Origin of the sequence: Stappia sp. ES.058, from assembly GCF_900105595.1 — a bacterium.
GTDB lineage: Bacteria > Pseudomonadota > Alphaproteobacteria > Rhizobiales > Stappiaceae > Stappia.
In genome coordinates this window covers 1,720,445-1,733,765 of the sequence record NZ_LT629784.1, presented here as the reverse complement: position 1 = coordinate 1,733,765, position 13,321 = coordinate 1,720,445, and the positions used below count along the sequence as shown (strand labels likewise).

14 protein-coding genes are annotated in these 13,321 nt (G+C 63.1%); 11 read left to right on the top strand and 3 right to left on the bottom strand.

The features are described 5' to 3' along the window. The first annotated feature begins 2 nt into the window (after positions 1-2). The 8 genes from BLU32_RS08105 to BLU32_RS08070 all read left to right on the top strand — a co-directional run bounded on the left by BLU32_RS08105 (position 3) and on the right by BLU32_RS08070 (position 7,189). Positions 3-1,421 carry a pyruvate dehydrogenase complex E1 component subunit beta gene (locus BLU32_RS08105; protein ID WP_093805998.1) on the top strand — a complete coding sequence of 473 codons (1,419 nt, stop codon included), beginning with the start codon at positions 3-5 and terminating at the stop codon, positions 1,419-1,421. A gap of 15 nt (positions 1,422-1,436) precedes the next feature. Beyond that, a complete protein-coding gene (locus tag BLU32_RS08100) occupies positions 1,437-2,810 on the top strand; it encodes a pyruvate dehydrogenase complex dihydrolipoamide acetyltransferase (RefSeq protein ID WP_093805996.1) in 1,374 nt (457 codons plus the stop codon). A gap of 114 nt (positions 2,811-2,924) precedes the next feature. Beyond that, the gene (gene lpdA / locus BLU32_RS08095; RefSeq protein ID WP_093805994.1) at positions 2,925-4,373 is read left to right on the top strand and encodes a dihydrolipoyl dehydrogenase; all 1,449 of its coding nucleotides are present in this window, start codon (positions 2,925-2,927) and stop codon (positions 4,371-4,373) included. Between the two features lie 115 nt (positions 4,374-4,488). Then, positions 4,489-4,737 (top strand): GlsB/YeaQ/YmgE family stress response membrane protein, encoded by a 249-nt coding sequence (locus BLU32_RS08090; protein ID WP_093805992.1) that lies wholly within the window; start codon positions 4,489-4,491, stop codon positions 4,735-4,737. 119 nt (positions 4,738-4,856) lie between these two features. Further along, positions 4,857-5,096, top strand: a complete 240-nt coding sequence (locus BLU32_RS08085) for a GlsB/YeaQ/YmgE family stress response membrane protein (protein WP_093805990.1) — start codon at positions 4,857-4,859, stop codon at positions 5,094-5,096. 36 nt (positions 5,097-5,132) lie between these two features. Next, positions 5,133-5,573: a thioesterase family protein gene (locus BLU32_RS08080; RefSeq protein WP_093805988.1), complete on the top strand. Its 441-nt coding sequence runs from the start codon at positions 5,133-5,135 to the stop codon at positions 5,571-5,573. A 50-nt stretch (positions 5,574-5,623) separates the two neighbouring features. Beyond that, a complete protein-coding gene (gene lipA, locus BLU32_RS08075) occupies positions 5,624-6,607 on the top strand; it encodes a lipoyl synthase (RefSeq protein ID WP_093805986.1) in 984 nt (327 codons plus the stop codon). Positions 6,608-6,733: 126 nt separating this feature from the next. Further along, entirely contained in the window at positions 6,734-7,189 is a 456-nt protein-coding gene (locus BLU32_RS08070) for a type II toxin-antitoxin system RatA family toxin (protein WP_093805984.1), read from the top strand. 24 nt (positions 7,190-7,213) lie between these two features. Here BLU32_RS08070 and BLU32_RS08065 read toward each other — a convergent pair whose 3' ends face one another. From BLU32_RS08065 to BLU32_RS08055, 3 genes are all read right to left on the bottom strand, one after another. Next, complete coding sequence (locus tag BLU32_RS08065) at positions 7,214-7,594, bottom strand: hypothetical protein (protein WP_157727572.1); 381 nt, start codon at positions 7,592-7,594, stop codon at positions 7,214-7,216. A gap of 171 nt (positions 7,595-7,765) precedes the next feature. Beyond that, complete coding sequence (locus tag BLU32_RS08060) at positions 7,766-8,260, bottom strand: CinA family protein (protein WP_093810753.1); 495 nt, start codon at positions 8,258-8,260, stop codon at positions 7,766-7,768. Between the two features lie 8 nt (positions 8,261-8,268). Further along, entirely contained in the window at positions 8,269-9,525 is a 1,257-nt protein-coding gene (locus BLU32_RS08055; protein WP_093805980.1) for a bifunctional 2-C-methyl-D-erythritol 4-phosphate cytidylyltransferase/2-C-methyl-D-erythritol 2,4-cyclodiphosphate synthase, read from the bottom strand. 147 nt (positions 9,526-9,672) lie between these two features. Between BLU32_RS08055 and dusB the strand changes: the two genes are divergently transcribed. From dusB to ntrC, 3 genes are read left to right on the top strand one after another with little or no spacing between them, the layout of a single operon-like run. Then, a complete protein-coding gene (gene dusB / locus BLU32_RS08050) occupies positions 9,673-10,692 on the top strand; it encodes a tRNA dihydrouridine synthase DusB (RefSeq protein WP_093805978.1) in 1,020 nt (339 codons plus the stop codon). Continuing rightward, positions 10,689-11,804, top strand: coding sequence for a nitrogen regulation protein NR(II) (locus BLU32_RS08045; protein WP_093805976.1), 1,116 nt, complete (start codon positions 10,689-10,691; stop codon positions 11,802-11,804). Before dusB ends, BLU32_RS08045 begins: the two co-directional genes overlap by 4 nt. A gap of 39 nt (positions 11,805-11,843) precedes the next feature. Continuing rightward, a complete protein-coding gene (gene ntrC / locus BLU32_RS08040) occupies positions 11,844-13,280 on the top strand; it encodes a nitrogen regulation protein NR(I) (protein WP_093805974.1) in 1,437 nt (478 codons plus the stop codon). Positions 13,281-13,321: the final 41 nt, after the last annotated feature.

Sequence of the window (13,321 nt, the reverse complement as noted above, 5' to 3'; positions counted from 1 at the left end):
CGATGCCGATTGAAATCTTGATGCCGGCCCTCTCGCCGACAATGGAAGAGGGCACCCTGGCGAAATGGGTGAAGAAAGAAGGCGACAGCGTCACTGCCGGTGATGTGATCGCCGAGATCGAGACCGACAAGGCGACGATGGAGGTCGAGGCCGTCGACGAGGGGACCATCGGAAAGATCCTCGTCGACGAAGGCACGGAAAGCGTGAAGGTCAATGAGGTGATCGCGCTTCTGCTGGAAGAGGGCGAGGATGCGTCTTCCCTCGATTCCGCTCCGGCCAAGTCCGAGCCGAAGGCCGATGCGGACGAACCGAAAGCTTCCGCTTCGGAATCGGCTTCCGACGCCACTCCGGAAACCGGTCTGCCGCCGGTGCATGCCCAACCGGTCGCGCCCCCGCCCGAGGATGCGCAGGATCCCGACATTCCCGAAGGCACGGAGATGAAGACCTCGACGGTGCGCGAAGCGCTGCGCGACGCCATGGCCGAAGAGATGCGCCGCGACAAGGACGTCTTCCTGATGGGCGAGGAGGTCGCCGAATACCAGGGCGCCTACAAGATCTCGCAGGGGCTTCTGGACGAGTTCGGCGCCAAGCGGGTGATCGACACGCCGATCACCGAGCACGGCTTTACCGGGCTTGGCGTCGGTGCCGCGATGGCGGGCCTGCGCCCGATCGTCGAGTTCATGACTTTCAACTTCGCCATGCAGGCGATCGACCAGATCATCAACTCCGCCGCCAAGACGCTCTACATGTCCGGCGGCCAGATGGGCGCGCCCATCGTGTTCCGCGGCGCCAATGGCGCGGCCGCCCGCGTCGGTGCGCAGCACAGCCAGGACTATGCCTCCTGGTATGCGCATGTTCCGGGCCTGAAGGTGGTGCAGCCGTGGTCGGCCGCCGATGCCAAGGGGCTTCTCAAGGCCGCGATCCGCGATCCGAATCCGGTCGTCTTCCTGGAAAACGAGATCCTCTACGGACAGTCCTTCGAGATCCCGGACATGGACGATTTCGTCCTGCCCATCGGTAAGGCGAAAATCGAGCGCAAGGGCAGCGATGTCACCATCGTCTCCTGGGGCATCGGCATGACCTATGCCACCAAGGCGGCCGATGAACTCGCCTCGCTGGGGATCTCGGCAGAGATCGTCAACATGCGCAGCATTCGCCCGCTCGACATCGACACGGTGATCGCCTCGGTGAAAAAGACCGGACGGCTGGTCACGGTGGAAGAAGCCTATCCGATGTGTTCGGTTTCCTCCGAGATCGGCTTCCAGGTGCAGTTGCGGGCGTTCGACTGGCTCGACGCGCCGATTGTGCGGGTGACGGGCAAGGACGTTCCGATGCCTTATGCCGCCAACCTGGAAAAGCTGGCGCTGCCGACGGTCGCGGATGTCATCGAAGCGGTGAAAACCGTCACCTACACGGACTGAGGCGAGGGACAGACGATGCCGATCAAGATTTTGATGCCTGCCCTGTCTCCGACCATGGAAGAGGGCAATCTGGCCAAATGGCTGGTCAAGGAAGGCGACAGCGTCACTTCCGGTGACGTGATAGCGGAGATCGAGACTGACAAGGCGACCATGGAAGTGGAAGCCGTCGACGAGGGAACCGTCGGCAAGATCCTCGTTTCCGAGGGCACCGAAGGAGTGAAGGTCAACGAGGTGATCGCGCTGCTCTTGGAAGAGGGCGAGGATGCGTCCGCGCTCGAGGGCGCCGGCAGTGGCATTGGCAACGACAACGGCGGTCCGAAGGCGGAAGCCAAGCGGGAACCGGAAAAGGCGGAGTCCAAGGCTGACGCCAAACCGGTGCCTGCGGCCGCATCGCCCGAGCTTGCCAAGGCGCCGCCGCCGCCGGCCGCCTCCGACGGCGGGCGGATCTTCGCCTCGCCGCTGGCGCGTCGGCTTGCCGCGCAGAACGATCTCGATCTCAAGGCAATGACGGGGAGCGGCCCGCACGGACGCATCGTCAAGCGCGATGTCGACAAGGCTGTGTCAGAAGGCACCGGCAAGGCCGCAGCTCCCGCCGCCGAGGCGCCCAAGGCCGCAGCCGCCGCACAGGCCCCGGCAATGGCCAAGGGTCCGTCGAGCGAGCAGGTGCTGAAGAACTTCGAGGACGGATCCTACGACCTCGTCCCGCACGACGGCATGCGCAAGACGATTGCCCGCCGCCTGCAGGAATCCAAGCAGACCATTCCGCATTTCTACGTCTCGGTGGATTGCGAACTGGATGCCCTGCTGGCCCTTCGCGGCCAACTCAATGCGGCGGCTCCGAGCGACAAGGAGGGCAAGCCCGCCTACAAGCTGTCGGTCAACGACATGACCATCAAGGCGCTGGCGCTGGCGCTTCGCGACGTTCCGGACGCGAATGTGTCCTGGACCGACGAGGCGATGGTCAAGCACAAACACGCCGACGTCGGCGTCGCCGTGTCGATCCCGGGCGGTCTGATCACGCCGATCGTACGCAGTGCGGAAATGAAGCCGCTGTCGGTCATCTCCAACGAAATGAAGGACATGGGGGCCCGCGCCAAGGCCAAGAAGCTGAAGCCCGAAGAGTATCAGGGCGGCACCACGGCGGTCTCCAACATGGGCATGATGGGCGTCAAGGACTTCGCGGCGGTGGTCAATCCGCCGCATGCGACGATCCTGGCCGTCGGCGCGGGCCAGAAGCGCCCCGTCGTCAAGGACGATGCACTCGCCATCGCCACGGTGATGACGGTCACGCTCTCCACCGATCACAGAGCCGTCGACGGCGCGCTCGGGGCGGAGCTTCTCGCCGCCTTCAAGCAGTACATCGAAAACCCGATGTCGATGCTGGTGTAATTGTCGTGCGGCGCGCGGACGTGACGCGCGCCGCATCTTTTCAAGGCTTGCCGGTATTTTAGGAGCGCGCGGCCTGCTCGCAGCAGCTCCAACGATCCATCTGGAGGGGACTTCATGACCGCGACGTCATATGACGTGATCATCATCGGCTCGGGACCGGGCGGCTATGTCGCCGCCGTCCGGGCGGCTCAACTGGGCATGAAAACCGCCATCGTCGAACGCGAGCACCTGGGCGGCATCTGCCTCAACTGGGGCTGCATCCCGACGAAGGCGCTGCTGCGTTCCGCCGAAATCCTCGATCACGCCAATCACGCAAAAAGCTTCGGCCTGACGCTCGAGGGCAAGATGACCGCCGACGTCAAGGACGTGGTCAAGCGCTCGCGCGGCGTTTCGGCGCGCCTCAACGGCGGCATCGGTTTCCTGATGAAGAAGAACAAGATCGACGTGATCTGGGGCGAGGCGAAACTGACGAAGCCTGGCGAGGTCGTCGTCGGCAAACCCTCCAAGCCCGCCGTCGAGCCGCAGAACCCGGTTCCCAAGACCGTGAAGGGCGAGGGCACCTACACCACCAAACACATCGTCGTTGCGACGGGCGCGCGGCCGCGCGCGCTGCCCGGCATCGAGCCGGACGGCAAGCTGATCTGGACATATTTCGAGGCGATGAAGCCGGACACGCTGCCGAAAACCATCGTCGTCATGGGCTCGGGCGCGATCGGTATCGAATTCGCTTCCTTCTATCGCTCGATGGGTACGGAGGTGACCGTCGTCGAAGTGATGTCGCAGGTGATGCCGGTGGAAGACCCCGAGATCTCCGCGATTGCGCGCAAGGCGCTGGAGAAGCGCGGCATCAAGATCATGACCGAGGCCAAGCTCGCCAAGGTGGACAAGGCCGGGAATTCGATCACCGCCCATGTCGAGACCAAGGACGGCAAGACGCAGACGATCACCGCCGACAAGCTGATCTCCGCCGTCGGCGTGCAGGGCAACATCGAGGGGCTTGGCCTGGAAGAGCTCGGCGTCAAGACCGATCGCGGCTGCATCGTCATCGACGGCTACGGCAAGACGAACATTCCGGGCGTCTATGCCATCGGCGATGTCGCCGGCCCGCCGATGCTCGCCCACAAGGCGGAGCATGAGGGCGTCATTTGCATCGAGAAGATCTCCGGCCTGCCAAACGTTCATGCGATGGACAAGAACCTGATTCCGGGCTGCACCTATTGCAATCCTCAGGTCGCCTCGGTCGGCCTGACGGAAGCCAAAGCCAAGGAACAGGGCCGCGAGGTCCGTGTCGGGCGCTATTCGTTCAATGCCAACGGCAAGGCCATCGCCCTTGGCGAGGACAACGGCATGATCAAGACGATCTTCGACAAGAAGACGGGCGAGTTGATCGGCGCGCATATGGTCGGCGCGGAAGTGACCGAGCTGATCCAGGGGTTTGTCGTCGCCATGAACCTGGAGACCACCGAGGAAGAGTTGATGCACACGATCTTCCCGCATCCGACGCTGTCGGAGATGATGAAGGAAAGCGTGCTCGACGCCTATGGCCGTGTGCTGAACGCGTGAGCCAGGGGACACGTTGCATGGCGTGCGGAACGAACGCTGTCGCTTGAGTTGTCTGGAAGAATCTCTACGCTAAGCCCGGCGCTCGGCGCGGAAACTCAAAAAGGGGGACTTCGATATGGACATCAAGAACATTCTGATCTGGTGCGTTATCGGCTTGGTCGCGGGCTGGTTGGCCAGCCTCGTGCTCGGCGGAGGCGGATTGGTCCGCTATCTGATCACCGGCCTGATCGGCGCATTTGTTGGCGGGTTCCTGTTCAGCTTTGCCGGCATCAACGTCAGTCTCGGCAATCCAATCGTCAATCAGATCGTCGTTGCGGCGGTTGGCGCGATCGTCGTTGTTTTTGTCGCGCGGCTCCTTGCCTGACGCGGAGGGCTTATAGTGCTTGGCTGGTATGTTCCGGCCGGACATTCATCAACGTCATGGGCGTCGCGCGGGTGCGCGGCGACCCGTTCCCGATACCGATCTCCTGAAAGGACTGAGCGATGGGCCTGATCATGTGGATCATCATCGGTTTGATTGCGGGCGCTGTTGCCTATCGCGTTCTCGGCGGCCGAGGCGGATTTCTGGGAAGCCTGGTGGTCGGTTTGATCGGCGCGCTTGTCGGTGGCAAGCTCGCGGAAATCCTGCGGCTCAACATCTCGGGCGGCTTCATCGATCAGCTGGTGTTGTCGACGGTCGGTGCGATTCTGCTTCTTTTCCTCTGGCGCAAGATCAGGGGATGACGGTGAGACTTGCCTCAGCCGCGCGAGGACGGCGCGATGGATGAACCGCTCTCGCTCGACAGCTTTCCGGCGCGGGTGCGTGAGAAGCTGCGCTATTGCGACACCGATCGCCAGGGCCACGTGAACAACGCGGTCTTTTCCGAAATGCTCGAAGCCGGGCGTGTGGCGCTGTTTTACGACAGCGCGGCGCCGGTTGCGGACGAAGGTTGTGCATTCGCGTTGGTGCGGCTGGAACTGGACCTGATGGCGGAGCTTTTCTGGCCGGGGCATGTCGATGTCGGCACTGGAATTGTCGAGATCGGGCGCAGTTCGATGACCCTTGTGCAACTCGTTTGCAAGGAAGACGGAATGCCCGTCGCGAAAGCCCGGACGGTCATTGTCCAGTTGAACCAGGCCGCGCGCAGGTCGCAGCCCTTTTCCGACGCCGCGCGCGCGGCGCTCTCGCGCCACGCATTGCCGCGCCAGACGCAAGGCTGACATGCAGTGAAACTCTTGACCTTTCTCCTCAACAACGACAGTTAGGGACCATGGTTACGATCCTCGACACAGTCTCGCCCGAGAAGGGCGACGCCCCGCGCCCCCGTCACCCGGAAAAGGCGCATCGGCCCGACAATCCGATCCAGCGCAAGCCGGCGTGGATCCGCGTCAAGGCGCCGACGTCGCCCGTGTATCGCGAGACACAAGAGGTCGTGCGCAGCAACAATCTCGTCACCGTGTGCGAGGAAGCCGGCTGTCCCAACATCGGCGAATGCTGGTCGAAGAAACACGCAAGCTTCATGATCCTTGGTGACACCTGCACTCGCGCCTGCGCATTCTGCAATGTGCGCACGGGCATGCCTGGTCCCGTGGACCCCAACGAGCCGATCGGTGTTGCCGAAGCGGTGGCGACGATGGAGTTGCAGCATGTCGTGATCACCTCCGTCGACCGGGACGACCTCGACGACGGCGGCGCGCAGCATTTCGCGGACGTGATCGCGGCCATTCGCAATCGCTCGCCGGATACGACCATCGAGGTTCTGACCCCCGATTTCCTGCGCAAGCCGGGCGCGGTCGAAACGGTCGTTGAAGCGCGGCCCGATGTGTTCAATCACAATCTGGAGACTGTGCCCTCGAACTACCTGGCGGTGCGGCCCGGCGGACGTTACTTCCACTCCATCCGGATGTTGCAGCAGGTCAAGGAACTTGATCCGGCGATGTTTACCAAGTCCGGCATCATGGTCGGGCTTGGCGAGGAGCGCAACGAGGTGCTCCAGCTGATGGACGACCTGCGCTCCGCCGATGTGGACTTCCTGACCATCGGCCAGTATCTGCAGCCGAGCTCCAAGCACTATGCGATTGACCGCTTCGTCACGCCGGACGAGTTCAAGGCCTATGAGAAGATCGCCTATGCCAAGGGCTTCCTGAAGGTCTCCGCCAGCCCGTTGACGCGCTCGTCGCATCATGCCGGTGAGGATTTCCTCGATTTGCGGCGTGCGCGGGACGCCAAGCTGGGCGTGCAGGGAGCGGCTTGATTGCGCAGCGTTCCATCGCTCGGGCAGATCGCGCCTTTCGTCGCCATCCAATCATCCGAGGCGCCGGGACGGCCGCAATCGCGGCTTCCGGGTGCCGTTTGACCCATCGTGACGTCGTGAGTGCCGATGCCGTCTTTCAAGACCCTTCACAAGGTTGATCATTCCGCAGCCGACATGTTCGCCCTCGTTGCGGATGTCGAAAAATATCCGGAGTTTGTTCCCCTGTGCGAGAGCCTCCACGTGCGGGGGCGCAAGGCGCTCGACGACGGCCGCGAAATCCTCGTCGCCGACATGACGGTGTCCTACAAGCTGTTCCGGGAGACCTTCACCAGCCGTGTCACGCTGGAACCGGACGCGGATCGCATTCTGGTGGAATACCTCGACGGCCCGTTCCGACATCTGGAGAACCACTGGACCTTCCGCCCGCTGGGGGAGGACACCAGCGAGATCGGTTTCTACATTTCCTATGAATTCAAGAATCGCGCCCTGAGTGCGTTGATGTCGGCGATGTTCGACCGTGCGTTCCGGAAATTCTCGGATGCCTTCGAGGCGCGCGCGGATGTCGTCTATGGTGGCGGCTGACGGGTGCGATGATATCCATGGCCGCTAGCGGCCATGGTATGAGGGTGCTTTACGCCCGGAATTGGCAAAGCCTGAAAAGGCATCCTTGATGTTGACGAAGCGCTGACGCCGTCTCGTGGCCTCGTCACTTGCGCGCATGACGGTCACATTGTCTTCCGTGACGCCGATGTCGGCGAGCTTGACTTGTCGATCCGGGTTTTCACACACGCGGAACCAGCCGTTTCCGCCGTTGAACTCCAGCCCGACGTCGCGCCCTTCCTCCGCCTCGTAATTCATCCAGGCCACGGTCGCGGCACGGGCGAAATAGGCGCGGCCGCACAAGGCGATTTCGTGAAGCGACGCGCTGTTGCGGTCGAAAACGCGGTGACTGGAAACGAATGTTCCATCCGATTGGCGGGAAATCATATGAAATTCTCCCGCAATCGCTGTTGCGGGGACAATGGAGAGGATGATGGTGGCAACTTGCAACGCACGCATAGTATTTTCCTTCTGCAACGCTGCATGATGCCCTGGTCAATATTGCCAATTTCTTAGTCTGTTCAGGGAGATTGCTTTGCTGGTGAAGGCAAGGTTTTTCTAGTCGTTCAATTTTGAAAGACCTGCCAGAGCGACGGCGACCGTCGCCAGGCGGATTTCGGCCCGAGACAGATCTCCGAAGCGGTGCTCCTCGTGTGATGCGGGTTTTCCTTTGGCGGCAAAGCCGAAATGCACCAGCCCAACCGGTTTTTCCGGCGATCCGCCGCCGGGCCCCGCGATGCCTGTCACGGCAACGGTGACATCCGCCCGCGAGGCGGCGAGCGCGCCGGAGGCCATCGCCATCGCGACCTCTCGGCTTACCGCGCCCTTGTCCGCGATCAGCTCTTCGGGCACTGCCAGCAGCTCTGTCTTCGCTTCATTCGAATAGGTCACGAAACCGCGTTCGACGACGGCGGAGGACCCGGGAACTTCCGTCAGGACCGCGGCAATCAGGCCGCCGGTGCAGCTTTCCGCGGTGGCCACCATCCGGCCGGTGCGTGTGAACTCCGAGACGAGGGACACGGCGGCCGGCATCAGGGACGTCAGGTCGGTCATGATCTTGCTCAATCCGTTTCGTCGGGACAAAAGGGCAGGCGCACCGTCGCGGAAGCAAGGGCGGCAATGCCTTCGCCGCGCCCGGTGAAGCCCAGGCTCTCCGATGTGGTCGCCTTGACCGAGACACGCGAAAGCGGGATGCCGCAGATTTCGGCGATCCGCGCGCGCATGGCCTCGCGGTGCGGGCCAATCTTGGGTTCCTCGCAGACGACCGTTGTGTCGAGATGCGCAATCGCGCCGTCGCGTTCGCGCACACGATCTGCGGCGAAGGCCAGGAAACGATCCGAGGACGCCTTGTGCCAGGCCGGATCAGAGGGCGGAAAATGGTGGCCGATGTCGGCGTCGCACAGAGTGGCGAGAATGGCATCTGTCAGCGCGTGAAGGACGACGTCCGCATCGGAATGACCCTTCAGCGCCTTGCCATGGGCGATCTCGATGCCACCGAGCATCACGTGGTCGCCCGCCTCGAAGGCATGCACATCGTAGGCACTGGCGACGCGGATGTCGCCGCGGGCCGCCCAGTTTTCGAGGGTCAGTTTCCGGTCGGCCTGCATCAGGTCCTCCGCCGTCGTGATTTTCACATTCGCCGGATCGCCGGCAACAAAGCGGACCGTCTCGCCGGCCCATTGGGCGACGGCCGCATCGTCGGTGAGATCACCCGGCCCGCCGCGTGCGGCATCTTCATGGGCCGCAAGGATCGTGTCGAACCGAAAACCCTGCGGCGTTTGGGCAATGCGCAGCTGTTCCCGGTCGACCGTTTCATCGACACGGTTTGTGCCGAAGCTTGTGCTTTTCAGCGTATCGACGACGGGAATCGATGCGATGGCGCCGGTATCGCCCCGGGCCAGGGCTTGCAGGGTTGCATCGATCACGGCCTTGGTCACGAAGGGCCGTGCCGCATCGTGGATCAGAACGCGATCCGGGACATGCTGGGCAAGGGCACGCAGGCCAAGAAGAACGGATCGTTGCCGGGTTTCGCCGCCTATGGCAGGGGGAAGCAACGTGCAGGCGAGCGAAAGCCCGGCCATGCAGGCCTCATAAAGCGGCATGTCGTCGCGGTGGATCACCACCTGGATCGCATCTATGGTGCCGGCGCAGTCAAGCGCGTGGAGCGTTCGGGCAAGGACGGGGGCGCCGCCGATCAATTGGTATTGCTTTGGTGTATCACCGTGCCCCGCGCGGGACCCACGCCCCGCGGCGACCACCAGCGCGGCTGTTCTGGCTGGAATTTCGCGCTTTGGCGGTGAGGCGGATTCGGTCGACATACAGGCGCTGTCCCAGCTAGCAAGGCGTGCCTGCGTTTTGAAACTTTCCACCGGTGATCTCAAGGCTTATGTGCGGGACCTGAAATTGTCACTTGCGAGAGCAGGGCGGATGTCTATTCTATAGGCACAATGGAAAGTGCACATCATATGAGCAAAAACGACGCGGCATTCTTGGGGGCTGAAATGGAGATCGGCGGGATCGCCGTGCCGAACCGAGCCTTTCTCGCGCCCATGTCCGGGGTAACGGATCTGCCGTTCCGCCGTCTTGCGCAGCGCTTTGGGGCCGGTCTGGTGGTGTCGGAAATGGTGGCCTGCGAGCAACTGGCGAGCGGCGACCCGGAGACCAGACTGCGCAGCGAAGGCGTTGACGGGGCCCTGCATGTGGTGCAGCTGGCCGGCCGGGAAGCACATTGGATGGAGACCGGCGCGCGTCTTGCGGAAGACGCGGGCGCGGATATCGTCGACATCAACATGGGCTGTCCGGCCAAAAAGGTGACGTCGGGGTATTCCGGTTCGGCGCTGATGCGCGACCTCGATCATGCGCTTCGCCTGATCGAGGCGACTGTCGCGGCGGTGTCGGTTCCGGTGACGCTGAAAATGCGGCTTGGCTGGGATCACGACAGCCTGAATGCGCCGGACCTTGCCAAGCGCGCCGAAGACGCGGGCGTCAGCATGATCACGGTGCATGGCCGCACGCGCTGTCAGTTCTACAAGGGCACGGCCGACTGGGATGCGATTCGGGCCGTTCGCGAGCGCATCAATGTGCCGCTCGTCGCCAACGGGGATTGCCACTCTGCGGAGGATGCCCGCGAGATGATGCGCCGTTCGGGCGCGGATGCGGTGATGATTGGCCGAGCCTCCTACGGGCGTCCCTGGCTTGCCGGACAGATCGGCGCGGTGCTGGCCGGTGACATCGCCGTTGAAACGCCTCAGGGCGCTGTGCTCGCCGATCTCGTGTGCGAGCATGTCGAGACGATGCTTGAGCATTATGGCCCTGAGAAGGGTCTGAAGCTCGCGCGCAAACACGTCGCCTGGTACCTGGACGACACGTCGCCGGCCATGCCGGGAACGCTTCGCAAGGCGGTGCTGACGTCGCAGGATGCCAGGTTCGTCCTGAGCTCATTGCGTAGCTGGATCCTGCAGGAAGGCCAGGAGGCGGCCGCATGAGCGATGCATCGATGCACTCCGGGGTTCGATCCGGGACGTCCTCCACGCCCATTCTCGATGCCTTGCCGCACCCCCTCCTGTTGATCGATCCGCAGGGGCGCGTGGTCGAGGCGAACATGGCGGCGGAGAGCTTCTTTCGCGCCAGCGCGCAAGTCCTGCGCCGCCACCCCATGTCGCATTTCGTGCCCTTCGGCAGTCCCTTGCTGCTGTTGATCTCGCAGGTGCGCGACCGTGGCGCGCCGGTCAACGAGTACAAGGTCGACATCGGCTCGCCGAGGATCGGGTCAGAAAAGATCGTCGATATCATCGCCGCACCCGTCGCCGATTCTCCGGGGTCGGTCGTCCTGATGCTGCAGGAACGCGGAATGGCGGAAAAGATCGACCGCCAGCTGACCTCGCGCGGGGCCGCGCGCACCGTTTCAGGCCTGGCCACGATGCTTGCGCATGAGATCAAGAACCCGCTGTCGGGCATTCGCGGCGCGGCGCAGTTGCTTGAGGGGGCAGCCTCCGACGAGGACAGGGCGCTGACCCGGCTGATCATGGACGAGGCCGACCGGATCGTGAAGCTGGTCGACCGGATGGAGGTGTTTTCCGACGAACGCCCGATCGAACGCGAGCCGGTCAACATCCATGTGGTGCTCGATCACGTGCAGCGGCTGGCGTCCTCCGGGTTTGCCCGCAACGTGACGATCAATGTCGATTACGACCCCTCATTGCCCCTCGTTTTCGCCAACCGCGACCAGCTGGTGCAGGTGTTCCTAAACCTCTTGAAAAACGCCTCCGAGGCGGTTTCCGGCGGACAGGGCGGCGAGATCACGCTGACGACGGCCTACCGGCCGGGAATTCGCCTGTCGGTGCCGGGATCGCGGGAGCGGGTCAGCCTGCCGCTTGAATTCTGTGTGCGCGACAGTGGCCCAGGCGTGCCGGAGGACCTGTTGCCGCATCTGTTCGATCCCTTCGTGACGACGAAGGCGAACGGATCGGGGCTCGGTCTGGCGCTTGTCGCCAAGATCATCGGCGACCACGGCGGCGTGATCGAATGCGACAGCCAGCCGGGGCGGACGGTCTTCCGCATCCTGATGCCGGCCTATGCGACACAAGACGAAACCTGACCTGACGTTACGAGATCCGACACCGGGGAACCCGAAAACATGCCGACCGGTACCATTCTTGTCGCCGACGACGATGCCGCGATCCGCACAGTGCTCAACCAGGCGCTGTCGCGGGCGGGATACACTGTTCGGCTGACCTCAAATGCAACGACCCTGTGGCGCTGGATCAGTTCCGGCGACGGCGATCTCGTGGTCACCGACGTGATGATGCCGGATGAAAACGCCTTCGACGTATTGCCGCGCATCAAGAAGATGCGTCCGGATCTGCCGGTCATCGTGATGAGCGCGCAGAACACCTTCATGACGGCGATCCGCGCATCGGAGAAGGGGGCTTACGAGTACCTGCCCAAGCCCTTCGACCTGAAGGAACTGACCAGCATCGTCAGTCGCGCACTGTCGGAGCCGAAACGTGCACAGGTCGATGCTCCCGATGACGGCGGCGAGAACATACCGCTGATCGGCCGGTCTCCCGCGATGCAGGAGATCTACCGGGTTCTGGCGCGGCTGATGCAGACCGACCTGTCGGTGATGATCAACGGCGAGTCCGGTACCGGCAAGGAACTGGTGGCGCGCGCGCTGCATGACTACGGCAAGCGGCGCAACGGTCCCTTTGTCGCCATCAACATGGCGGCCATTCCGCGCGACCTGATCGAGGCGGAGCTGTTCGGCCACGAGAAGGGCGCCTTCACCGGCGCGCAGCAGCGCTCGGCCGGACGGTTCGAGCAGGCGGACGGCGGCACGCTGTTTCTTGACGAAATCGGCGACATGCCGATGGAAGCGCAGACCCGCCTGCTGCGCGTGCTGCAACAGGGCGAATACACGACCGTCGGCGGACGGGTGCCGATCCGCACCGATGTGCGCATCGTGGCGGCGACAAACAAGGACCTGCGCCAACTGATCAATCAGGGCCTGTTTCGCGAGGATCTCTACTACCGGCTCAATGTGGTGCCGATCCGCCTTCCGCCGCTGCGCGAGCGCATCGAGGACATTCCCGATCTTGTACGCCATTTCTTCACGCTTGCGGACCGGGAAGGTCTTCCGTCGAAGCAGATCGAGAACGCCGCGATCGACCGCATGCGTCACTACCGATGGCCGGGCAATGTGCGGGAGCTGGAAAACCTCGTGCGTCGTCTGTCGGCCCTCTATCCGCAGGATGTGATTTCCGCCGCCCTGATCGATCAGGAGTTGAGCCAGCCGGCTTCCCTGCCCGATGAAGAGGAGAACGGGACCGTCGATCTTACAGGGTCGGTCGAACGCTATCTCAACACGTACTTCCAGGCATTCGGCGACGCGTTGCCGCCACCCGGCCTTTATCATCGGATTCTGCGGGAAGTGGAATATCCGCTGATCGGCGCGGCGCTGGCCGCCACCCGTGGCAATCAGATCAAGGCCGCTGAACTCCTCGGCGTCAATCGCAACACCCTGCGCAAAAAGATCCGGGATCTCGATGTGCAGGTGATCCGGGCAAACAGATGAGATGGCGCCCGGTGTCGCGCGGCAATCACGTTGCAATCTGT